The 21,866-nt window shown below is 74.0% G+C and carries 18 protein-coding genes; 7 read left to right on the forward strand and 11 right to left on the reverse strand.

Annotation, left to right across the window (positions count from 1 at the left end; translation table 11 throughout):
* Positions 1-38: 38 nt before the first annotated feature.
* Positions 39-1,178 (reverse strand): epoxide hydrolase family protein, encoded by a 1,140-nt coding sequence (locus tag HCN51_RS02170; protein ID WP_168006128.1) that lies wholly within the window; start codon positions 1,176-1,178, stop codon positions 39-41.
* Positions 1,179-1,241: 63 nt separating this feature from the next.
* Between HCN51_RS02170 and HCN51_RS02175 the strand changes: the two genes are divergently transcribed.
* Positions 1,242-2,333, forward strand: a complete 1,092-nt coding sequence (locus HCN51_RS02175; RefSeq protein WP_168006139.1) for a helix-turn-helix transcriptional regulator — start codon at positions 1,242-1,244, stop codon at positions 2,331-2,333.
* Complete coding sequence (ybiA, locus tag HCN51_RS02180; RefSeq protein WP_168006141.1) at positions 2,323-2,895, forward strand: riboflavin biosynthesis intermediates N-glycosidase; 573 nt, start codon at positions 2,323-2,325, stop codon at positions 2,893-2,895. The genes HCN51_RS02175 and ybiA overlap by 11 nt, the downstream gene beginning before the upstream one ends.
* Positions 2,896-2,904: 9 nt before the next feature.
* Here the strand turns inward: ybiA and HCN51_RS02185 are convergent, their stop codons facing one another.
* Positions 2,905-3,447, reverse strand: a complete 543-nt coding sequence (locus HCN51_RS02185; protein WP_168006143.1) for an RNA 2'-phosphotransferase — start codon at positions 3,445-3,447, stop codon at positions 2,905-2,907.
* Positions 3,448-3,571: 124 nt separating this feature from the next.
* Here HCN51_RS02185 and HCN51_RS02190 point away from each other — a divergent pair, with 124 nt between their 5' ends.
* The gene (locus HCN51_RS02190) at positions 3,572-6,505 is read left to right on the forward strand and encodes an FAD-binding and (Fe-S)-binding domain-containing protein (RefSeq protein WP_240972305.1); all 2,934 of its coding nucleotides are present in this window, start codon (positions 3,572-3,574) and stop codon (positions 6,503-6,505) included.
* A 44-nt stretch (positions 6,506-6,549) separates the two neighbouring features.
* On the opposite strand, the gene recD2 is transcribed toward HCN51_RS02190, so the two are convergent.
* The 3 genes from recD2 to HCN51_RS02205 all read right to left on the reverse strand — a co-directional run bounded on the left by recD2 (position 6,550) and on the right by HCN51_RS02205 (position 11,237).
* Positions 6,550-8,682 (reverse strand): SF1B family DNA helicase RecD2, encoded by a 2,133-nt coding sequence (gene recD2 / locus HCN51_RS02195; protein WP_168006145.1) that lies wholly within the window; start codon positions 8,680-8,682, stop codon positions 6,550-6,552.
* Between the two features lie 66 nt (positions 8,683-8,748).
* Positions 8,749-10,050: an erythromycin esterase family protein gene (locus HCN51_RS02200; RefSeq protein ID WP_168006147.1), complete on the reverse strand. Its 1,302-nt coding sequence runs from the start codon at positions 10,048-10,050 to the stop codon at positions 8,749-8,751.
* Positions 10,047-11,237: an acetate/propionate family kinase gene (locus HCN51_RS02205; RefSeq protein WP_168006149.1), complete on the reverse strand. Its 1,191-nt coding sequence runs from the start codon at positions 11,235-11,237 to the stop codon at positions 10,047-10,049. Before HCN51_RS02205 ends, HCN51_RS02200 begins: the two co-directional genes overlap by 4 nt.
* Positions 11,238-11,334: 97 nt before the next feature.
* Between HCN51_RS02205 and HCN51_RS02210 the strand changes: the two genes are divergently transcribed.
* The 4 genes from HCN51_RS02210 to HCN51_RS02225 are packed head-to-tail and all read left to right on the forward strand — an operon-like array spanning position 11,335 to position 15,426.
* Complete coding sequence (locus tag HCN51_RS02210) at positions 11,335-11,823, forward strand: (2Fe-2S)-binding protein (RefSeq protein ID WP_168006151.1); 489 nt, start codon at positions 11,335-11,337, stop codon at positions 11,821-11,823.
* Entirely contained in the window at positions 11,820-12,791 is a 972-nt protein-coding gene (locus HCN51_RS02215; RefSeq protein ID WP_168006153.1) for an FAD binding domain-containing protein, read from the forward strand. Before HCN51_RS02210 ends, HCN51_RS02215 begins: the two co-directional genes overlap by 4 nt.
* Positions 12,788-14,818, forward strand: a complete 2,031-nt coding sequence (locus HCN51_RS02220) for a molybdopterin cofactor-binding domain-containing protein (protein ID WP_168006155.1) — start codon at positions 12,788-12,790, stop codon at positions 14,816-14,818. The genes HCN51_RS02215 and HCN51_RS02220 overlap by 4 nt, the downstream gene beginning before the upstream one ends.
* Positions 14,819-14,865: 47 nt before the next feature.
* The gene (locus HCN51_RS02225; RefSeq protein ID WP_240972306.1) at positions 14,866-15,426 is read left to right on the forward strand and encodes a DUF6328 family protein; all 561 of its coding nucleotides are present in this window, start codon (positions 14,866-14,868) and stop codon (positions 15,424-15,426) included.
* Here the strand turns inward: HCN51_RS02225 and HCN51_RS02230 are convergent.
* The 6 genes from HCN51_RS02230 to HCN51_RS02255 form a co-directional block, all read right to left on the reverse strand.
* A complete protein-coding gene (locus tag HCN51_RS02230; RefSeq protein ID WP_168006157.1) occupies positions 15,369-15,701 on the reverse strand; it encodes a cation:proton antiporter in 333 nt (110 codons plus the stop codon). The two genes, HCN51_RS02225 and HCN51_RS02230, sit on opposite strands and share 58 nt — an antisense overlap.
* A 70-nt stretch (positions 15,702-15,771) precedes the next feature.
* Positions 15,772-16,032 carry an MrpF/PhaF family protein gene (locus HCN51_RS02235; RefSeq protein WP_080040556.1) on the reverse strand — a complete coding sequence of 87 codons (261 nt, stop codon included), beginning with the start codon at positions 16,030-16,032 and terminating at the stop codon, positions 15,772-15,774.
* Positions 16,029-16,562 (reverse strand): Na+/H+ antiporter subunit E, encoded by a 534-nt coding sequence (locus HCN51_RS02240; protein ID WP_080040555.1) that lies wholly within the window; start codon positions 16,560-16,562, stop codon positions 16,029-16,031. Before HCN51_RS02240 ends, HCN51_RS02235 begins: the two co-directional genes overlap by 4 nt.
* Entirely contained in the window at positions 16,559-18,121 is a 1,563-nt protein-coding gene (locus tag HCN51_RS02245) for a Na+/H+ antiporter subunit D (protein ID WP_346433501.1), read from the reverse strand. Before HCN51_RS02245 ends, HCN51_RS02240 begins: the two co-directional genes overlap by 4 nt.
* Positions 18,118-18,933, reverse strand: a complete 816-nt coding sequence (locus tag HCN51_RS02250; RefSeq protein WP_168006159.1) for a Na(+)/H(+) antiporter subunit C — start codon at positions 18,931-18,933, stop codon at positions 18,118-18,120. The genes HCN51_RS02245 and HCN51_RS02250 overlap by 4 nt, the downstream gene beginning before the upstream one ends.
* Positions 18,930-21,683, reverse strand: coding sequence for a Na+/H+ antiporter subunit A (locus HCN51_RS02255; protein WP_168006161.1), 2,754 nt, complete (start codon positions 21,681-21,683; stop codon positions 18,930-18,932). Before HCN51_RS02255 ends, HCN51_RS02250 begins: the two co-directional genes overlap by 4 nt.
* Positions 21,684-21,866 lie beyond the last annotated feature (183 nt).

The raw sequence follows: 21,866 nt of genomic DNA on the forward strand, positions 1-21,866 counted from the left end.
CCCGCCGCCCCCGCCGCCAGCCGGGCGGGGCCGTTTCTTTACCGCAGCGAGCCGAAGAACTCGCGCAGCTCGGCGATCAGGATGTCGGGGGTCTCCAGCGCGGCGAAGTGGCCGCCACGGTCGAACTCGGACCAGCGCACCACGTTGTGGACCCGCTCGGCCAGCGGCCGCACGGAGAAGTCCGTCGGGAACACCGCCACCGCCGTCGGCACGGTACCCCTGGGCGCCGGCGCCCACATGCCGGGGTCGTTGAACCGCTCGTAGTACGTGTGCGCCGACGACCCGGCCGTCCCCGTGAACCAGTAGACGCTGACGTCGGCGAGGATCCGGTCGCGGTCCACGGCGTCCTCGGGCAGCTTGGCGGCCGGGTCCGTCCAGTCCTTGAACCTCTCCACGATCCAGGCGAGCTGCCCGGCGGGGGAGTCGTGCAGGGAGGCGGCGATGGTCTGCGGGCGGGTGCCGTGCAGCCGCATGTAGGCGCCCAGCTTCTCCTGCCACTCCTCCATGCCGGCCAGCCGGGCGCGCTCGGCCTCCGTCAGCGTGCCCATGACCTCGGGGTGCGGGAACGTGAGCAGCGCGTTGACGTGCACGCCGATCACGCGGTCCGGTGACGTGCGGCCGAGCAGCGGGGCGATGAAGGCGGAGACGTCGCCGCCCTGGACGCCGTACCGCTCGTACCCGAGCCTGGACATCAGCTCCGCCATCGCGGCGGCCGTGCGCCCGTCGGTCCAGCCGGGGCCGGGCAGCGGCCCCGAGAAGCCGTAGCCGGGCAGGGAGGGGATCACCAGGTGGAAGGCCGGGCCGCCGTCCGGGCCCGGGGTGGTGAGCGGGCCGATCAGGTCGAGGAACTCGACGACCCCGCCGGGCCAGCCGTGCAGGAGCAGCAGCGGGACGGCGCCGGGCGCGGCGGAGCGGACGTGCAGGAAGTGCACGTTCGCGCCGTCGATGGTGGTGGTGAACTGCGGGTACGCGTTCAGCGCCGCCTCCTGGGCGCGCCAGTCGAAGCCGCCGGCCCAGTGCTCGGCGAGGGGCCGCAGGTAGCTCGTGGGGACGCCACGCTCCCAGCCGGTGCCGGGCACGTCGGGGGCCCATCGGGTACGCCGGAGCCGGTCGCGCAGGTCGTCGAGCTGCTCCTGCGGGATGTCGATGCGGTACGGGGTCACGTCGCTGTTCTTCATGTGAGCGACTGTAGGAACGATCGGTGACAGGTTCTGGCACCGATGCGGGACAGAATGGGGGCCATGTTGGAGACCTCCGCCCGGCTGCTCCGCCTGCTGTCCCTGCTGCAGTCCCGCACCGACTGGACGGGCGCCGAGCTGGCCGGGCGGCTCGGCGTCGGGCTGCGGACCGTACGGCGCGACATCGAGCGGCTGCGCGAGCTCGGCTATCCCGTGGACGCCACCCCTGGCGTGGCCGGCGGCTACCGGCTGGGCGTGGGGGCCGCCCTGCCGCCGCTGCTGCTGGACGACGAGGAGGCGGTGGCCGTGGCGATCAGCCTGCGCATGGCCGCGACCGGCAGCGTCGCCGGGCTGGGGGAGGGGGCGCTGCGGGCGCTGGCCAAGGTGCAGCAGCTGCTGCCGTCGCGGCTGCGGCACCGGGTCGGCGCGTTCCGGGAGACGACGGTGGCGCTGGCCGGGGCCGCCGCGCCCGCCGTGCACGCCGACCTGCTGGCCGCCGTGGCCGCCGCCTGCCGCGACCACCGCCGCCTGCGCCTGCGCTACCGGGGGCGTGATGAGGTGTCGCAGCGGGAGGCGCAAGGGGAAGCGCAGCGGGAGGCGCCGGGGGAAGTGCAGCGGGAGACGCTGCGGGAGGTGGAGCCGCACCGGCTGGTGCACACGTCGCGCCGCTGGTACCTGCTGGCGTGGGACCTGGGCAAGGACGACTGGCGGACGTTCCGGATGGACCGCGTCGAGGGGCCGCTCGGCCCGCCGGGCGCGCGCTTCACGCCCCGCCCGCTGCCGGAGGACGACGCGGCCGGGTACGTGTCGCGCTCCATCACCTCGGCCCCCTACCGCTACCGGGCCCGCATCCTCTACCACGCCCCGCTGGAGGCGGTCGCGCCGCGCACCTCGCCGGGCGCGGGGCGGCTGGCGGCGGTGGACGAGCGGACGTGCGTGTTCCTGGCCGGGTCGAACTCGCTGGACGAGCTGGCCGTGCACGTCGCGGTCAAGGGCTTCGAGTTCGAGGTGCTGGACCCGCCGGAGCTGGGGCCGTACCTGCGCGAGGTGGCCGGCCGCCTCATGCGGGCGGCCGGAGAAGGCGGGCACACCGAAGGCGGGCATACCGAAGGCGGGCATACCGAAGGCGGGCATACTGAACGCCATGCCCGATGAGCTTCCCATGACCGTGGAGGAGCTGGTCGCCGCCGAGCGCAGCGGCCGGCGCCTGAAATATCTGTACTTCTGGGGACACCAGCCGGCCCGGGACGGCGGCGTCGGCCAGGGCTGCCTGAGCCAGTGGTGGCCGGTCACGTTCACGGAGGACGGGCACACGTTCGCCTCGGCCGAGCACTACATGATGGCGCACAAGGCGTGGCTGTTCGGCGACGAGGAGGCGGCGGCCAGGATCCTCGCCGCCGGCCATCCGAACCAGGCCAAGGCCCTGGGCCGCACCGTCAAGGGCTTCGACCAGGCGACGTGGGAGGAGCACCGCTTCGGCATCGTCGTCCGCGGCAACCTGGCCAAGTTCAGCGGGCACGCCGACCTGGCGGCCTACCTGCTCGGCACCGGCGGCCGCGTCCTGGTGGAGGCCAGCCCGTACGACCGGATGTGGGGCATCGGCCTGGCCGCCGGCGACGAGCGCGCCGCCTCACCCGAGCGCTGGCGGGGCCTCAACCTGCTCGGCTTCGCCCTGATGGCCGCCAGGCGGCAGCTCCAGGCCGGAGGCCACGGGTAGCCACCGGGCTCAGGTCGGGAACCGCAGGTAGCCCGGCGGCACCCCGTCCACCAGCCACACCCCGTTCGCGCTGCGCAGGAACGCGTGCCCCTCGGCGTGCATCACCCCCGCCGCCACGACCAGCACCACGGGCGCGCCCCGCCGCGCCCCCACCCGCGTGGCCGTCTCCCGGTCGGGCGACAGGTGCACGTGGTGCCGGCTCATCGGCCGCAGCCCCTCCCGCCGGATCGCGGCCAGGAACCGCCGCACCGTGCCGTGGTAGAGCACCTCGGGCGGCTCGACGGCGGGCAGCCCCAGGTCCACGGGTACGGAGTGCCCCTGGCTGGCCCTGATCCGCCCGGCCTCGATCGCGTAGCGGCGCTTGTCGTTGCCGGCGACGACCTGCCGCAGCTCGTCCGGTGTGATGGGGAAGCCGTGGGCGGCGGCGGCCCGCAGCAGCTCCGCCACCTCCACCCAGCCGCCGGGGTCGAGGGTGAGGCCGATGCGCTGCGGGTCGTGCCGCAGGTGCCTGGACAGGTACTTGGAGACGCGGATCATGCGACGTTCGTCCATCAAGAATCATGGTGCCCCGTGCGGCGCCCCACCGCCAGCTGATTACCCCGCAATAGCGGACATCCAGGACACGCCTTGGCGTGCCGTTGGGGCTCGGGTGAGCCGTCCAGGGTAAGGGCCGGGCATGGACACCCAGGTCACGACGCCCGCCACGCACATGCCCCCGGCCCGCGAGATCGACGTGGAGACGCTGCGCCGGCGGCTGGAGGAGGCCGTGGACGGGGAGGTACGCTTCGACACCGGCAGCCGCGCCGCCTACTCCACCGACGCCTCCAACTACCGCCAGGTCCCGATCGGCGTGGTCGTGCCGCGCACCCTGGAGGCTGGGGTGGCCGCCGTGTCCGTGTGCCGGGCCAGGGACGTGCCCGTGCTGTCGCGCGGCGGCGGCACCAGCCTGGCCGGGCAGTGCTGCAACGCGGCCGTGGTCATCGACTGGTCCAAGCACTGCGGCCGGGTCGAGTCCGTGGACGTGGCCGGGCGGCGGATCGTCGTGCAGGGCGGGGCCGTACTCGACCAGGTCAACCAGGTGCTGGCGGGCGACGGGCTGATGGTCGGGCCCAAGCCGTCCAGCCACCGCGCCTGCACGATCGGCGGCATGATCGGCAACGACTCGTGCGGGGCCTCCGCGCAGGCGTACGGGAAGATGGCCGACTCCGTGCTGCGGCTGGAGATCCTCACCTACGACGGCGTGCGCGCGTGGGTGGGGCCGACCGGCGAGGACGAGTACGCCCGCGTCCAGAGCGGCGGCGGCCGCCTGGCCGAGATCTACCGGCAGCTGCGCGACCTGCGTGACGACACCATGGAGCTGGTCCGCACCCGCTTCCCCCGCCTGGAGCGGCGCGTGTCCGGCTACAACCTCGACCAGCTCCTGCCCGAGAACGGCTTCAACCTGGCCCGCGCCCTCGTCGGCAGCGAGGGCACGCTCGTCGTCGTGCTGCGCGCCGAGCTGGCCGTGGTGCCGCGCCCCGCCGCCCGCGCGCTGGCCGTGCTCGGCTTCGAGGACATCTTCACCGCCGCCGACGCCGTCCCGTCCGTGGCCGCGCACCGGCCGCTGGCGCTGGAGGCCATGGACGAGACGATGTACCGGCTGGCCCGCGCCGAACGCCCGCACGACCCGGCGCTGCGCGACCTGCCGCCGGGGGCCGGCTGGCTGCTCGTGCAGTTCGGCGGTGACAGCGCCGACGAGGCGCGCCAGCGGGCCGAGGACATGATGCGCGACCTGTGCCGCGGCGACGGCCGGCCGCCGCCGTCGCACGCCTTCCTCGGCGACCCGGCCAGGGAGGACGAGCTGTGGCGGCTGCGCGAGTCGGGGCTGGGCGTGGAGGCGTACCCGCCGACCGGGCGGCAGACGTACGAGGGCTGGTCGGACGCGGCCGTCCCGCCCGAACGGCTCGGCTCCTACCTGCGCGAGTACGACCGGCTGCGGCACCGCCACGGCTACGCCCACTCCGCCCTGTACGGCCACTTCGGCCAGGGCTGCGTGCACGGCCGGCTGCCGCTCGACCTGCACACCGACGACGGGATCGCCCGCTACCGCAGGTTCGCCGAGGAGAGCGCCGACCTGGTCGCCTCCTACGGCGGGTCGCTGTCGGGCGAGCACGGCGACGGGCAGGCGCTGGCCGAGCTGCTGCCGCGCATGTTCGGCGAGCCCGTGGTGGCGGCGTTCGGCCGGTTCAAGGCGATCTTCGACCCCCGGAACCGGATGAACCCCGGCAAGATCGTCCACCCGCACCGGCTCGACCAGGACCTCGCCCAGCGGCACTTCTACCCGCTGGAGCCGCGCCGGACGTTCTTCGACTACCCGGCCGACCACGGGCGGTTCGGGCACGCCGCCACCCGCTGCGTCGGCACCGGCAAGTGCCGCAAGCACACGTTCGAGGGCGGCGTCATGTGCCCCAGCTACCGCGTCACGCGCGAGGAGGAGCACTCCACGCGCGGGCGGGCCAGGCTGCTGGAGGAGATGGTGCGCGGCGACCTGATCACCGACGGCTGGCGGTCGGAGGCCGTGCGGGACGCGCTCGACCTGTGCCTGGCCTGCAAGGGCTGCCGGGCGGAATGCCCGGTGAACGTGGACATGGCCACCTACAAGGCCGAGTTCCTGGCCCACCACTACCGGCGCCGGCCGCGGCCGGTCGCGCACTACTCCATGGGGTGGCTGCCCCTGTGGGCCGCGCTCGCCTCCGCCGCCCCGCACGTGGTGAACGCGCTCACCCAGACGCCGGGGCTGTCGCGGCTGGTCAAGGCCGCCGCCGGGGTCTCCGGGCGGCGGGCGCTGCCCCGGTTCGCGGGGGAGCGGTTCACCGACTGGTTCAAGGGGCGCGGCGTCGTCGGGCCCGGCACGCGCGGGCGGGTGGTGCTGTGGGCCGACACGTTCTCCAACAACTTCGACCCGCGCGTGGGGCGGGCGGCGGTGGACGTGCTGGAGGCCGCCGGGTTCGAGGTGCACGTGCCGCCGGTGACGCTGTGCTGCGGGCTGACGTGGATCAGCACCGGGCAGCTCGGGATCGCGCGCCGGGTGCTGGCCCGCAGCGTGCGGGCGCTGCTGCCGTGGGCCGAGGCCGGAGTGCCGGTCGTGGGGCTGGAGCCGAGCTGCACCGCCGTGTTCCGCTCCGACGGGCCCGAACTGCTCAACACGGCGCAGACGCGGCTCGTCTCCGAGCGCACGCTGACGCTGTCGGAGCTGCTGGAGCAGCGGGCGCCCGACTGGCGGCCCTCCTCCGCCGGCGGGTCCGTGCTGGCCCAGGTGCACTGCCACCAGAGCGCCATCATGGGGTACGACGCCGACCGGGCCGTGCTGGCCCGGTTCGGGTTCCGTACGCGGGTGCTCGACTCCGGGTGCTGCGGGCAGGCCGGGAACTTCGGGTTCGAGCGGGAGCACTACGACGTGTCGGTGGCGTGCGCCGAGGAGGGGCTGTGGCCCGCCGTACGGGCGGCGGGCGACTCGGAGGCCATCCTCGCCGACGGCTTCTCCTGCCGCACCCAGATCGCCGCCTCCGGCACCGGCCGGCACGGCAGCCACCTGGCCGAGATCCTGGCCGCCGCCCTCCGCCCGCACTAAGGGCCCGCACTGAGGGACGCTCACCCGCCCACGCCCGGAGATGCTCACCCCTCCAGGCTGAGCGCGAGCCGGCGGGCCAGGCCCGTGTTCCGGCGGTGGCCCAGCCGGTGCACCGCCAGCTCCAGCGCCTCCCGCTGCCCCACCAGCACCACCCACGCCTTGGCCCGCGTCACCAGCGTGTAGAGCAGCTTGCGCCGCAGCATGATCCCGCCGGACTCGGCCACGATCGGCGCCACCACGAACGGGTACTCGCTGCCCTGCGAGCGGTGCACGCTGATCGCGTACGCGTGCGTCAGGTCGTCGAGCTCGTCGAAGCCGTAGCGCACGGTCTCGCCGTCGTCGGTGCGCAGCTCGATGACCCGCTCCTCCCGCACGACCGCCGTCACCGTGCCTGTCTCCCCGTTGAAGACCCCTTTGTCGTAGTTGTTGCGGATCGGCATCACCCGGTCGCCCACCCGGAACACGGTCGCCCCCGACCAGTGCTCGGGCTTGTCGTCGGCGGCCGGGTTGAGCTGGTCCTGGATCAGCCGGCCGAGCGCGGTGGCGCCCGTCTCGCCCTTGCGCATCGGGCACAGCACCTGCACCTGGTCCGGCTCGACGTTCTGCTTGCGGGGGATCGCCACCATCGCCAGGTGCGCCACCCGCCGCGCCACCTGCTCCGGGTCGTCGAGCTCCTCGAACCAGAACCCGCCGCCGCCCGGCACCGCCGGCAGCCGGCCCGCGCGGATGCGGTGGGCGGCGTCGATGATGCCGCTGCCGCCCGCCTGACGGAAGACGTGGGTGAGCTGGACGCGCGGGACGGCCGTCACGCGCAGCAGGTCGGCCAGGACGTCGCCGGGCCCGATGCTCGGGAGCTGGTCGCCGTCGCCGATGAGCAGCAGGTGGCTGCCCGGCCGGACCGCCGAGGTGAGCCGGGTCGCCAGGTGCAGGTCGAGCATGGACGCCTCGTCCACCACGATCAGGTCGGCCTGCGACGGGCGCTCGTCGAACAGCGTCTCGGGGTCGGGGTCGGGCTGCTGGGCGAGCATGCGGTGCACGGTCATCGCGGGCAGCCCGGTCAGCTCCGACAGCCGTTTGGCGGCCTTGCCGGTGGGGGCGGTGAGCGTCACCGAGCCGCCCGCCGCGCGCACGGTGGTGGCGATGGCCTTGACCGTGTGGCTCTTGCCGCACCCCGGGCCGCCGGTGATGATCGAGACGGTGCTGGTCAGCGCCATGGTGACCGCGGCCCGCTGGTCTTCGTGCAGGTCGGGGTCCTCCCGGTAGGCGCGCAGCGGCAGCGTGGAGCGGGCGTTCATGAGCGCCGTGAGCTGCGCGGTGAGCGCCACCTCGCGGCTGTGCACGTGCTTGAGGTAGGCGACCACCTGCCCCGGCTGGGCGGGCGCCGTCTCCAGGACGAGCCGCCGGTCGGCCGCCAGCGCGTCGACCATCGGCCGGACGACGTCGTGATCCTGCTCGATCAGCTCGGCCGTCTCCCTGACCAGCGTGGAGACCGGCACGTAGCAGTGGCCGTCGCGGCTGCCCGCCGCCTCCAGCCGGTCGAGCAGCGCCGCCTTGACCCGCTCGGGGCTGCGCTCCGGCACCCCCGACTGCAGCGCGATGCGGTCGGCGATGCGGAACGCGATGCCGCGCACCCGCCCGATCAGCCGGTAGGGGTCGGTGGCCAGCACCTCGTCGGCGTCGGCGCCGAACACCTGGTAGATCTTCGCGGCCAGCAGCGGGCTGACCCCGAGCCCCTGCAACGTCACCATGAGCGCGGCGATGGCCTTCTGCTCCTGCCACGCCTGCACGATCTGGCCCTGCCGCTGCGGCCCGATGTTGACGACCTCGGTGAGCCGCTCGGGCTCGCTGTCGATGACCTTGAGCGTGGCCTCGCCGAAGTGGTCGACGATCGCGTACGCCAGCCGCGGCCCGATGCCCCTGATCAGCCCCGAGCCCAGGTAGATGCGGATGGCCCGGACCGACGACGGCGTCACCCGCTCGCAGCCGGTGACCGCGTAGCGGCGGCCGTAGCGGGGATGGCGGCTCCAGTCGCCGAACAGGCGCAGCGTCTCGCCCGGCTGGATGCCGGCCAGCGCCCGGCCCGTGGCCACGAAGTCGGGCACGCCGTCGGCGCTCATGCGCGCGACGGTGTATTCGTCCTCCCGGACGTAGACGAGCTGCTCGACGGACGCCTCCACACGGGAGATCAAACCATCCGCGACCGACAAACGCCTCACATGGCCGTGGGATAGGTGCGGACTCCGCTACCTGCGGTGGCCCGCTGGACGCGGAGCACCGTAGCTCTCAGGCTCCGCGTCGCCCCACGGCTCGCCGTGCAGCGGGTGCACGGCCCTGGTCTCGTCCAGCCACAGGAACGCGTCGTAGCGGCGGCCCACGACCGTCGGCACGTAGTTGCCCCACCGCTCCCGGTCCGGGTGGTACACGACGCCGATCGCCCGGTGCCCCATCGGCTCGTCGTACCAGTCGGCCCGCAGGCCGGGCGGCGGCACCAGGAACAGCGCGTCCCGGCCGGGCAGCGCCTCGTGCAGCAGCGACTCCAGCGAGGCGGGCCGGGCCGGCGGCACCCGCATGACGTGGTGCTGGGCGCCCCACCGGTCGCCGGCCACGACCGTGCCGTGGTGGGTGCCGAAGCCGACGAGCACGACGTCCTCGCGGTGCCGCTCGCGGGCGAGCTGCCCGAGGTTCGTCATCCCGGCGGCGGCCATGTCGGTGGCGCGGGCGTCGCCGATGTGCGTGTTGTGCGCCCACACGACCCCTTTCGCCGGCCCTTTCGCCGGCCCCTTCGCGGGCCGGCCGGAGGCGTGGTGCTCGGCCAGCCGGTCGAGGGTGTCGGCCATGTGCACGTCCCTGACGTTCCACGACTCGGGGCCGCCGCGCACCATCGCCCGGTAGTAGCGCTCGGCGCCGGCGACCACCTCGGCGTTCTGCCGCACCCCGAACTCGTCGCCGCCCAGCGCGGCCAGCAGGTTCACCACCTCGTCCTCGCAGGTGTCGGGCACCAGCCGGGTGGCCAGGCCGTACTGCTGCGGGTCGTGGCCGTAGGACTCGAAGCAGTACAGGGCGCGCATAACGCTGTCCATCTGCCCCGGCAGGTGGGCGGCGGCGTAGCGGCGGATGGCGCGCAGCGAGTCCCAGAGGCTGTAGACGTCCAGGCCGTGGAAGCCGCACCGCTCGCCGGGCGGGCGGCCGGCGTTCCAGCCGCGCAGCCAGCGGCAGAACGCGACGACCTCCTCGTTCGCCCACATGAACGTGGGCCAGCGCTCGAAGCCGTACAGGGCGTCGTACGGGTCGGCGCCGGTCGTGACGGCGCGGTCCACCCGCTCGCAGTCGGGCCAGTCGCCCTCGACGGCGACGAAGCCGAAGCCCTTCTCGGCGATCAGCCGGCGGGTCAGCTCGGCCCGCCAGGTGTAGAAGTCGTGGGTGCCGTGGCTGGCCTCGCCGATCAGCACGAACCTGGCCTCGCCCACGCGGTCGAGCAGCGGGCCGAGGTCGCCGGGCGCGGTGAGCGGCAGCGCCGAGCGGCGCACCTCGTCGACGTTCGTCATAGGTCCTCCTCGGCCGGCAGGGACTCCTCGGGCAGGGACTCCTCGGGCAGGGGCTCCTCGGGCAGGGGCTCCTCGGCCAGCGCCGCCAGGCATTCGCGGGCGAGTTGCAGCTCCTCACGAACCTGGACCACCAGCACGGGAACGGCGGCGCCCTGCGCGCTGACCGGCCCGTCGTCGGAGCGGTTGCCCAGGACCGGCGGCTCGACCCCGAGCAGCCCCAGGCGGCGGCAGACGGCCTCGCGCACCTCGGGCTGATCCCAGCCGATCTCGCCGGTGAACACGAGCGCGTCCAGGCGCCGCAGCGAGGTGGCCGCGGCGGCGATCTCGCGGCTCACGCGGTGCGCGAACACGCGCAGCGCCAGCCCGGCCGCCTCGTCGCCGTCGCGCTCGGCGGCGACCAGCTCCCGCGTGTCGCCGGACCGCCCCCGGGACAGCCCCAGCAGCCCCGACCGGCGCTCCAGCCCCTCGGCCAGCTCCTCCAGCGACAGCCGCCCCAGCAGCCACACCAGCATCCCCGGGTCCACGCTGCCCGAGCGCTTGCTCATGGGCAGCCCGTCCAGCGGCGTGAACCCCATCGAGGTGTCCACGCTGCGCCCGCCCGACACCGCGGTCACGGAGCATCCGCCGCCGAGATGGGCGAGCACGAGATCCAGCTCGTACGCCGGCCGCCCCAGCAGCTCGCAGGCCCGGTCGGCGGCCCACGCGTACGACAGGCCGTGGAAGCCGTAGCGGCGCAGGCCGTAGCGGTCGCGCCACTCGGCGGGCAGGGCGTACACGGCGGCCTCGTCGGGCAGCCCGGCGTGGAAGGCCGTGTCGGGGCAGAGCACGTGCGGCACGGCGGGAAGCTGCTCGCGGGCCGCCTCCAGCAGCGCCAGCGCGGGCGGCAGGTGCAGCGGTGCCAGGTCGGTCAGGCCGCGCAGCGCCTCGGCCGTCTCGTCGTCGGCCACCGTGGGCGCGCGCACGACGTCCCCGCCGTGCACGAGCCGGTGCGCGACCGCCCTGATGTCGCGGTCGAAGTGGCCGCCGAGGAACGCCGACAGCTCCTCCCTGGCCGACCCGGGATCGACGGCCCGCTCGGCGTGCGCGCTGTCGATGACGCTGCCGCCCTGGACGAGGTCGAGGCGCAGGCTCGACGACCCCGCGTTGACGGTGAGTACCGCCGCCGACTCCAGCACCTGCTCGTCCATGCCCGCCCGGCTACCCCACCCGATTCCGACAAAACGGGCGGATGCTCTTTGCCGCGCTCAGGGGTTGTCTCTCCGGAAGCTCGGGTAGTCGTGCCAAATGACTATCACCTTGCAGGTGAACGGCGTGCCGCGCACGGTGGACGTGGACCCGCGGATGTCGCTGCTCGACCTGCTGCGCGAACGGCTCGGGCTCATCGGCGCGAAGAAGGGCTGCGACCACGGCCAGTGCGGCGCCTGCACGGTGCTGATCGACGGCCGGCGGGCCAACGCCTGCCTGGCGCTGGCGGTGGCGGTGGACGGCCGAGAGATCACCACCGTCGAGGGGCTGGCCACGGACGGGCAGCTGCACCCGCTGCAGAGCGCGTTCATGGAGCACGACGCCTTCCAGTGCGGCTACTGCACGCCCGGCCAGCTCTGCTCGGCCGCCGGCATGCTGGGCGAGCCGGGCCCGAGCGCGGTCACCGAGGACCTGCTCGACGACCCCGACCTGACGCCCGAGGAGATCAGCGAGCGCATGAGCGGCAACCTGTGCCGGTGCGGCGCGTACGTCGGCATCGTCACCGCGATCGGCGAGGTGGCCCGATGAGACCCTTCGAGTACGCCCGCGCCGGCAGCACCACCGAGGCCGTCCGCCAGTTCGCCCCCGGCACCATGTACCTGGGCGGCGGCACGAACCTGGTGGATCTCATGCGGCTGGGCGTGGCCGAGCCGGAGCGGCTGGTGGACGTCAGCCGCCTGCCGCTCGACGCCGTCGAGGAGCAGGGCGAGCGGGTCCGTGTCGGCGCGACCGTGCGCAACACCGACCTGGCCGCCCACCCGCTGATCCGCGCCCGCTACCCGATGCTGGCCCGCGCCGTGCTGACCGGCGCGTCCGGCCAGGTCCGCAACGTCGCCACCGTCGCCGGAAACCTGCTGCAGCGCACCCGCTGCACGTACTTCCAGGACGTCACCCGGCCCTGCAACAAGCGCCGTCCCGGCTCGGGCTGCCCCGCCATCGCCGGCGACCACGGCAACCTGGCCGTGCTCGGCACCTCCGACGCCTGCGTGGCCACCCACCCCTCCGACATGGCGGTGGCGCTGGCCGCGCTGGACGCCCAGGTGCACGTCACCGGGCCCGGCGGCGACCGCATCATCCCCATGCCGGGCCTGCACCGCCTGCCTGGAGAGGAGCCCGAGCGCGACACCGTGCTCGCGCCCGGCGACCTCATCACCGCCGTCGAGCTGCCGCCCCCGCCACCCGGCGCCTCGCTCTACCGCAAGGTCCGCGAGCGGGCGTCGTTCGCGTTCGCGCTGGTGTCCATCGCCGCCGTGCTCGACGTCGGCCGGGACGGCACCGTGACGAGCTGCCGCATCGCGCTCGGCGGCGTCGCCCACGCGCCCTGGCGGGCCGAGCGCGCCGAGCGGGCGCTGATCGGCGGCCCGGCGACCGGCGAGGCGTTCCTCCAGGCGGCCGAGGCCGAGCTGGAGCAGGCCCGGCCGCTGCCGCGCAACGCCTACAAGGTGCCGCTGGCCCGCAACCTGATCGTCGCCACGCTGGAGGAGCTCGCGCCGTGAACCGCATCGAGGGCCGCGTCAAGGTCACGGGGCTGGCCACGTACGCCGCCGAGTACCCGGCCGAGAACGTCGCCTACGCCTACGCCGTGCAGGCGCAGATCGCCAAGGGCCGCGTCAAGCGCGTGGACGCCGCCGCCGCGCTGGAGCTGCCGGGCGTGCTGGCCGTGCTGTCCTGCGAGGCCGCGCCGCGCCTGCCCGAGGACGCCGATCCCGAGCTGGCCCTGTTCCAGCGGCGCGAGGTGGCCTACCGGGGGCAGATCGTGGCCGCGGTCGTGGCCGACACGTACGAGATCGCCCGCGACGCCGCCGCGCACGTGCGCGTCGACTACGACGCCGACGACCACGACGTGCGCCTGAGCGGCGACCACCCCGGCCTCTACCAGCCCGAGGTGGTCAACCCGAACTTCCCGTCCGACACCGACAAGGGCGACGTGGAGGCGGGTCTGGCGGCCGCCGCGACCACCGTGGACGTCACGTACGAGACGCCCGTCCTGCACAACAACCCGATGGAGCCGCATGCGGCGCTGGCCCTGTGGGACACCGAGGGCCGGCTGCTCGTGTACGACACGGCGCAGGGCACCAGCGGCAGCCGCGACACCATCGCGAGGACCCTGGGCCTGCCGCCGGAGCAGGTGCGCGTGGTGTCCAGGCACGTCGGCGGCGGCTTCGGGTCGAAGGGCACGACCCGGCCGCAGGCGATCCTGGCCGCGCTGGCGTCCCGCATGGTCGGCCGCCCGGTCAAGATCGCGCTGACCCGGCAGCAGATGTTCGACGTCACCGGCTACCGCACGCCCACGATCCAGCGGCTGCGGCTCGGCGTGGACGGCGACGGCCGGCTGACGGCGCTGGAGCACCTGGCGTACGAGCAGAGCTCCACCCTGGTCGAGTTCGCCGAGCAGACCGCGACGCCCACCCGCGTCATGTACGCCAGCCCCGCGCTGCGCACCGGCCACCGCCTGGTCCGGCTCGACGTGGCCACCCCGTCGTGGATGCGCGCGCCGGGGGAGTGCCCCGGCATGTACGCGCTGGAGTCCGCCATGGACGAGCTGGCCTGCGCCGCCGGCCTCGACCCCGTGGAGCTGCGCGTCCGCAACGAGCCGGAGACCGAGCCGTTCAGCGGCGTGCCGTTCAGCTCCCGCAACCTCGTGGGCTGCCTGCGCGAGGGCGCCCACCGCTTCGGCTGGCGGCACCGCGACCCGCGGCCGGGCGTCACCCGCGAGGGGGAGTGGCTGGTCGGCACCGGCGTGGCCGCCTCCACCTACCCGGCCAGGCGCTCGCCGTGCCAGGCCGTGGCCACGATGCGCGACGGCGACGTCCTCGTCCAGGTGGCCGCCGCCGACATCGGCACCGGCGCGCGCACGGCGCTGACCAGGATCGCCGCGAACGCGCTCGGTATCGCGCCGGAGCGCGTGCACGTCGAGCTGGGCGACAGCGACCTGCCGCGGGCGCCGGTGGCGGGCGGCTCGGCGGGCACCGCCTCCTGGGGCACCGCCGTCGTCCGCGCCTGCGAGGAGCTGCGCCGCGACGGCAAGGAGGGCCGCGCCGACACCACCGACGAGGTCAAGGCCGACGCCGAGCTGGCCAGGCACGCCTTCGGCGCCCAGTTCGCCGAGGTGCGGGTCAGCGCGGTCACCGGCGAGGTCCGCGTGTCGCGGCTGCTGGGCGTCTTCGCCGCCGGGCACATCGTGGACGAGAAGCTGGCCAGGTCGCAGTTCCTCGGCGGCATGACGATGGGCCTGGGCATGGCGCTGATGGAGGAGACGCTCACCGACGAGGAGTTCGGCGGCTTCCTGCACCGCGACCTCGCCCAGTACCACGTGCCCGCCTGCGCCGACGCCCAGCACGTCGAGGCGGTCTGGCTGGAGGAGGAGGACGGCGAGCTCAACCCGATGGGCAGCAAGGGCATCGGCGAGATCGGCATCGTCGGCACCGCCGCCGCGATCGGCAACGCCGTCCACCACGCGACCGGCCACCGCTTCCGCGAGCTGCCGATCACACCGGCGAAGATCCTCACGGCCAGGTTTTAGCGGCGCTTTGCAAGGAAGAGGAAGTCTCTCGTTGAACGGCGGGAGGCATGGTGAAGAACGAGGTGCGGCCGGAGCAGGACCACTCACGGCAGGAACGGGAAGAGTCGCGGCAGGAGCGGGCGGATCGCAACTTCGTCGAGCTGCTCCAGGGCGCGCGTGTCGCGGTCACCGGGGTGCAGGTGCTGTTCGCGTTCCTGCTCACGGTGCCCTTCTCCTCCGGGTTCTCCCGGCTGGACCAGACGGACCGGTGGTTGTACTACGCGGCGCTGGTCAGCGCCGCGCTCGCGTCGATCTGCTACATCGCGCCGACCGCGCAGCACCGCGTGCTGTTCCGGCAGGGACGCAAGGAGACGCTGGTGCACCGCTCCAACTCCTACGGCATCCTCGGCGCGCTCGCCCTGGTCGTGTCGATGACGACGTCCACGATGTTCGTCATCGACTACCTGTTCCAGGCGCCGGTGGCGTGGATCACGGCGGGCCTGCTGGCCGCGCTGGCGATGTGGACGTGGTTCGGCCAGCCGGCGATGGACCGTTCGGACCGCTCCGCCGATCAGTCCGCCGATCGGTCCTCGGGCGAGGGCAGCTCGGTGTCGTCGCCGGACGACTGACGGGTGTAGGCGGCCCGCGCCACCATGTAGGCGGCCACCGACACGGTGATCACCTGGGAGACGCCGATGAGCAGCAGCGGCCCCGCGTACCCCCAGGTGGGGCGGTGCAGCCACATCGCGAGCAGCACCAGCAGCACGCCGAGCACCTGCGGTTTCGTGCCGGCGTGCATGCGGTCCAGCGTGGTGCGGAAGCGCATCAGCCCGATCCCGGCCGACAGCGCCAGGGCCGAGCCGAGCAGCAGGCACCCGGCCGCCGCCGCGTCCAGAGCGGTCATCGCGACCTCCTCGAGAACATCGGCGGCCTCCTCGAGAACACCGGCGGCCTTCCCGAGCAGGACAGCACCTTCATCGCGACCTGCCTGCGAAGAACCGGGCCAGGGACACCGACCCCACGAACCCCAGCAGCGACAGCACCAGCAGGATCGGCAGGTCCGAGTAGTCGTCCCGGGCCACGGCGAACGCGCCGGCGCCGCACATCGACAGCGACGTGAACACGTCGAGCGCCACGGCCCGGTCCAGCATCGAGGGCCCGCGCGCCAGCCGGTAGAACGAGGCCGCCGCCCCGCACCACAGCAGCGCCACCGTCGCCAGGTAGACGGCCGTCATTCCAGCTCCTCCCGGTCCCGCCGGGTGCCGAACGCGCGCACGATGCGCGACTCCAGCCCGGCCACCTCCGCCCGGATCTTCGTCGTGACGTCCCCGGTCACGCCCAGCACGTGCACGACGAGCTCCCTCCGGTACGCCTCCACCACCAGCGACCCCGGCACCGTGGACACCGCGATCATCACCAGCACGGTCATGGCCTCCGACGACGTGCGCAGCGGCACCCGTACGATCCGCGTCGGCGGCGGCCCCGGATGCGCCACCCAGAACACGACCCGCGCCGTCGAGATCACCATGTCCCACGCGAACCACAGCAGGAACCTGACCAGGGCCAGCGGCCACACCCTGATGCCGGGGTCGAGGATGGGCAGCGGCAGCAGCCACGTCACGACCAGCCCCGTCACCAGCCCGCCCAGCACGTTGCCCGCCGTCAGGTCGCCCCACAGCGTCACCCACACCGCCGCCAGCCACGCCACCAGCGGCAGCGGCACCCGCCGCCCGAGCAGCCGCGGCGCGAGCCGGTCCCGCTTCACGGTCGCCCGCCCAGGACGGCGCTGACGTACGGCTCGCGCGCCATCAGCTCGACGGCCGCCCGGTGCGCCAGCGCCCCCAGAGGCCCGGCCAGCACGGTGAACGACAGCCCGAGCGCGACGAGCGCCGCCACCGACAGCGGCAGCGCCGCCGGCAGGGCGGTGGTGGTGACCGTCGGGTCCTCGCCGGTGTGCTCCTCGCTCTCCACGACCTGGCCCACCCGGTCGGGCCGGGGCGCCCGCCAGAACGCCTTGCCCCACGTCTTCGCGACCGCGTACAGGGTGAGCAGGCTCGTCACCAGCCCTCCGGCCACCAGCGTCACCGGCAGCCACCCGCCTTTCGCGAGGCCCGCCTGCACCAGCATCAGCTTGCCCAGGAAGCCCGACATGGGCGGGATGCCCGACAGGTTCATCGCCGGGACGAAGAACAGCACCGCGAGCAGCGGCGACGCCCTCATCAGCCCGCCCAGCCTGGTCACCGACGTCGTGCCGGTGCGCCGCTCCACCATGCCGCACACCAGGAACAGGCTCGTCTGCACGGTGATGTGGTGCACCACGTAGAACACCGCCCCCGCCAGCCCCGCCACCGTCGACAGCGCCACCCCGAACACCATGTAGCCGATGTGGCTGACCAGCGTGAACGACAGCATCCGCTTCATGTCCGTCTGCGCGACCGCGCCCAGCACCCCGGCCAGCATCGTCGCCAGCGCCACCCACATCAGCAGCGTCGAGACCGGCCCGCCGGGGAACAGCAGCGCCTCCAGCCGGATGATCGCGTACACGCCGACCTTGGTGAGCAGGCCGGCGAACACCGCCGTGGCGGGGGCGGGCGCGGTCGGGTAGGAGTCCGGCAGCCACGCCGACATGGGGAAGATCGCCGCCTTGATCGCGAACGCCAGCAGCAGCGTCAGCTCCACCAGCAGCTTCACCTGCTCCGGCAGCGTGGCGAAGCGCTCGGCGAGCTGCGCCAGCGACAGCGTCCCGGTGGCGCCGTAGGTGATGGCCAGCGCGATCAGGAACAACATCGACGAGGCCAGCGCCATCAGCGTGTACGTGGCGCCCGCCCGGATCCTCGACTCGGTGCCGCCGAAGGTGAGCAGCACGTACGAGCCGCTCAGCAGCAGCTCGAACGCCACGAACAGGTTGAACAGGTCCCCCGACAGGAACGCGTCCGCCACCCCCGCCACCATCACCAGGAACGCCGGATGGAAGACCGCCATCGGGGCGTCGTGCTCCTGCTCGTCGTAGGCGTTGACGACCGAGTACACCATGACGCAGAACGTCACCGCCGACGACACGACCAGCACCAGCGTCGAGAGCCGGTCGGCCACCAGGCAGATGCCGATCGGCGACGGCCAGCCGCCCAGCTCGGTCACCAGCGGGCCGCCCGTGTCGGCCGCGACCATCAGCACCACCGACACGGCCAGCGAGATGCCCAGCGTGACCAGGCTGATCACCGACTGCAGCCGCCGCAGCCGGCCGCCGATGGCCAGCTTCACCCCGGCGGCCAGCAGCGGCAGCAGCACGGGCACGCACACCAGGCTTGCCAAGGAGCCACTCACGCGTCGTCGCCCTCCAGCTCGGGGTCCTGCGCGAGCGCCTGGCGCTCCCGCTCTTCCCTGATGGCCGTGCGCATCTGCCGGCGCGCCTCCCGCTGCCTGGCTTTGAGCTTCCTGCGCAGCTCCCGCTCCCTGGCCGCCTGCTCCGCCCGCCCCCGCCGGTGCTCCTCGCGCAGCTGCTCGATCCGCTCCACGTTCGACAGGGCGCCGGGGTCCTCGCGCAGCCCCACCTCCTCCAGGCGGGTCTGCAGCTCCTCCTCCGACAGGCCCTCGTAGCGCAGCTCGCGCATCCACTGGCCCAGCTCGTCGTGCACGCGGGAGATGCGCCGCTCCAGGTCGGCCTCCTCCAGCCGCTCCCGCTCGGCCTGCTCGGCCTCCAGCTTGGCCAGCTCGGCCCGCTGCTCGACGACCAGCCGCCGGTAGGCGTCCTGCCGGGCCCGTACGGCGTCGCCCAGCTCGCCGCGCCGCGAGCGCAGCCGCACCCGCCGGTCCTCGGTGTCGTCCTGGACCTCGTCGCTGCCGGTGAGCTGCCACGAGCGGTGCACCAGCGCCAGCAGGAACGCGGTCACCCCGAGCGTGATCACGATCGCGGTGAGCACCATGGCCTGCGGCAGCGGGTCGGCCAGGCCGGTGCCGCCCACGAAGGGCGGGCCGCCGGCGTCGCCGCCGGAGGTGACGATCAGCAGGTTCACCCCGTTGCCGAGGACGATGACGCCGGCCAGCACGCGCACCAGGCTGCGCTCCAGCATCAGCGTCACCCCGCAGGTGATGAGCACGCAGCAGGCGGCGAACGGCACCAGGGAGACGCTGCTCACTCGGTGGCCTCCTGGTCGATCTGCCGGTCCAGCTCGGCCCCGAGCGCGCGCAGCACGTCCTGGACCATGCCGACCACCGACACGTACACGCCCAGGTCGAACAGCAGCCCCGTGGACAGGTGCACGTGCCCGACCAGGGGCACGCTCACCTCCGTGGCCAGCATGTCCAGCGCCGCCCGCCCGAACAGCAGCCCGGCCAGCGCCGTGCCCGCCGACAGCGTCAGCCCGACGCCCATCAGCACGCCCGCGTGCACCGGCACCGCCGCGGCCAGCTCGTTCCTGCCGCCGGCCAGGAACCGCACAGTGATCGCCAGCCCGGCCACGATGCCGCCCGCGAAGCCGCCCCCGACGCCGCTGTGCCCGATGAACAGCAGGAACACCGACAACGCGAGCACGGTGTGGAACGTCAGCCGGGCCGCCACCTCGAACGCCAGCGCCCGCTGCCCGCGCGGCAGCGTGGCCGCCAGCCAGTGCGTGCGCCCCTCGGGCCGGTGCCCGCCCTCGGCCCGCTCGATCGCGTACGACCGGCGCCGCAGGAACACCAGGCTCGTCACGCCCAGCGTCAGCACGATGAGCACCGCGCTCTCGCCCAGCGTGTCCCAGGCGCGGATGTCGAGGATGATGGCGCTGACGATGTTGCGGGCGCCGGCCTGCCGCGCCGCCTCCTCCATGAACGCGCCCACCGGCTCGGTGCCGCGCGCCGCCATCGCCAGCATGCCCGCCCCCGTGGCCACCACCCCCACCGCCAGCCCCAGGGCCAGCCGGAACGGGAACGCCAGCCGCCCCTTGTCCGGCTGGACCGGCAGCCGCCGCAGCACGAGCGCGAACACCACCAGGCTCAGCGTCTCGGCCAGGAACTGGGTCAGCGCCAGGTCGGGCGAGCCGTGCACGAGGAACAGCAGCGCCGTGCCGTACCCGGTCAGGCCGATGACCAGGGCCAGGAGCACGTACGCGCGGGAGAACAGCACGAGGATCGCCGCGGCCGCGAGCAGCACGGCGATGACCGGCTGCTCGGGCCGCTGCCAGGCGACGACCGGCACGTCCAGGTGCGGCTCGCCCCCGTAGACGACGGAGAACAGGCCCACGCCGACCGTCGCGAGGAGTGTCAGCGTCAGGTAATCGGGCACCGAGCCCCGCTGGATGAGGCCGGTGAGCTGGATGGCGAACCGGTCCAGCCGCCGGATCATCGCCCAGAACACCTGGCCCGAGTCCACGAGGTGCAGCGCCACCCCCGCGCGCGCCACCGGCTCCCTGGCCAGGAACAGCGCCACCCCGCCCGCCAGCGCCGCCGCCGACAGCAGCAGCGGCACGGACGGGCCGCTCCAGGCCGCCAGGTGGGCGTGATGGCCCGGATCGCGGAACGTGCGCAGGTAGGGCGCCATCACGCCCTCGAACCACGGCGCCAGAGGCCCCGCCACCAGCCCCAGGACGGCCAGCAGCGCGGCGGGCACGAACAGGACCGCCGAGACGTGGTGCACCTCCCGCGTCCCGGCCCCCGGCTTCGGGGCGAAGGCGCCCCACAGGAACCGCAGCGTGTAGGCGGCCGTCAGCGCCGAGCCCGCCACCACCCCCGCCAGCACGAGCGGCGCGTCCAGCAGCGCCTCCAGCGCCGCCTCCTTGCCGGCGAACCCCACCAGCGGCGGCAGCCCCGCCATCGACGCCCCCGCCAGCACCGCCACCCCGCACACCCACGGCATCAGGCGCCACAGCCCGCTCAGCTCCCGCAGGTCCCGGGTGCCCGCCGCGTGATCGACGATGCCCACCACCAGGAACAACGCCGCCTTGAACAACGCGTGCGCCAGCAGCATGCCCACCCCGGCCAGCGCCGCCCCCTCGGTGCCCGCCCCGAACAGCACCACCAGGAACCCGAGCTGCCCCACCGTCCCGTACGCCAGCAGCCGCTTCAGATCGGTCTCCCGCAGCGCCCGCCACCCGCCCAGCACCATCGTCAGCACGCCCAGCGGCACCGCGACCGCCCGCCACAGCGCCAGCTCGCCGAACAGCGGCCCCAGCCGGGCCAGCAGGTACACGCCCGCCTTCACCATCGCCGCCGCGTGCAGGTACGCCGACACCGGCGTCGGCGCCGCCATCGCCGCCGGCAGCCACGTGCTGAACGGGAAGACGGCCGACTTCGACAGCGCCCCCGCCAGCACCAGCAGCACCGTGACCGGCGCCAGGTCCGCCGGGCGCAGCTGCGACATCTGGTACGTGCCCGCCTGCTGCCCCAGCAGCACGAACCCGGCCAGCATCGCCAGGCCGCCGAACGTGGTGACCGTCAGCGCCTTCATCGCGGCCTGGCGGCTCATGCGGCTCTCCGGGTCGTACCCGATGAGCAGGTAGGAGAAGACGGTGGTCAGCTCCCAGAAGACGTACAGGAGCAGCAGGTCGTCGGCGGCGACCAGGCCCAGCATCGAGCCGGCGAAGGCCACCATCGCGCCGCCGTAGCGGCCGAGCCCGTCGTCGCCGCGCGGGAAGTAGCGGGCGCTGTAGCACAACACGAGCACACCGACCCCGGTGACCAGCGCCATCAACAGCACGGACAGCGGGTCGGCGCGGAAGGACAGCTCCATGCCCATCGCCCACGGGCGGCTCTCCCGCACCGGCAGCGGGCGCGCCGCCAGCCAGGCCGTGTAGCACAGCCCGGCCGCCGGCGGCACGGCCAGCACCGCGAAGCAGGCGCGACCCAGGCGGGCGGCCAGCCAGGGAGCGCAGGCAGCCGCGACCGCGTGCAGGATCAGCAGCGACTCCATGGGCTCCTCGGGCGGACTCGGGCGGCGTCTCGCGTCAGGACGTTGACCGGAGCCGGTGGGAATTTCCGGCTACGTCCGCCCAATCTCTCCCGAGGCCGCTCCGCGCATCGCGCAGGCACGACCGTTGTTGACCCGAACGTCACCAGCCCCACACCTGCGCGAGGTGCGGGGCTGGTGAAAGGA

It is taken from the genome of Nonomuraea composti (assembly GCF_012034275.1).
Classification (GTDB): Bacteria; Actinomycetota; Actinomycetes; order Streptosporangiales; family Streptosporangiaceae; genus Nonomuraea; species Nonomuraea composti.

Coding starts and splice junctions, on each gene's coding strand:
- HCN51_RS02170 (WP_168006128.1), bottom strand. CDS start 1,178: ATGAAGAACAGCGACGTGACCCCGTACCGCATCGACATCCCGCAGGAG.
- HCN51_RS02175 (WP_168006139.1), top strand. CDS start 1,242: ATGTTGGAGACCTCCGCCCGGCTGCTCCGCCTGCTGTCCCTGCTGCAG.
- ybiA (WP_168006141.1), top strand. CDS start 2,323: ATGCCCGATGAGCTTCCCATGACCGTGGAGGAGCTGGTCGCCGCCGAG.
- HCN51_RS02185 (WP_168006143.1), bottom strand. CDS start 3,447: ATGGACGAACGTCGCATGATCCGCGTCTCCAAGTACCTGTCCAGGCAC.
- HCN51_RS02190 (WP_240972305.1), top strand. CDS start 3,572: ATGGACACCCAGGTCACGACGCCCGCCACGCACATGCCCCCGGCCCGC.
- HCN51_RS02200 (WP_168006147.1), bottom strand. CDS start 10,050: ATGACGAACGTCGACGAGGTGCGCCGCTCGGCGCTGCCGCTCACCGCG.
- HCN51_RS02205 (WP_168006149.1), bottom strand. CDS start 11,237: ATGGACGAGCAGGTGCTGGAGTCGGCGGCGGTACTCACCGTCAACGCG.
- HCN51_RS02210 (WP_168006151.1), top strand. CDS start 11,335: ATGACTATCACCTTGCAGGTGAACGGCGTGCCGCGCACGGTGGACGTG.
- HCN51_RS02215 (WP_168006153.1), top strand. CDS start 11,820: ATGAGACCCTTCGAGTACGCCCGCGCCGGCAGCACCACCGAGGCCGTC.
- HCN51_RS02225 (WP_240972306.1), top strand. CDS start 14,866: ATGGTGAAGAACGAGGTGCGGCCGGAGCAGGACCACTCACGGCAGGAA.
- HCN51_RS02230 (WP_168006157.1), bottom strand. CDS start 15,701: ATGACCGCTCTGGACGCGGCGGCGGCCGGGTGCCTGCTGCTCGGCTCG.
- HCN51_RS02235 (WP_080040556.1), bottom strand. CDS start 16,032: ATGACGGCCGTCTACCTGGCGACGGTGGCGCTGCTGTGGTGCGGGGCG.
- HCN51_RS02255 (WP_168006161.1), bottom strand. CDS start 21,683: ATGGAGTCGCTGCTGATCCTGCACGCGGTCGCGGCTGCCTGCGCTCCC.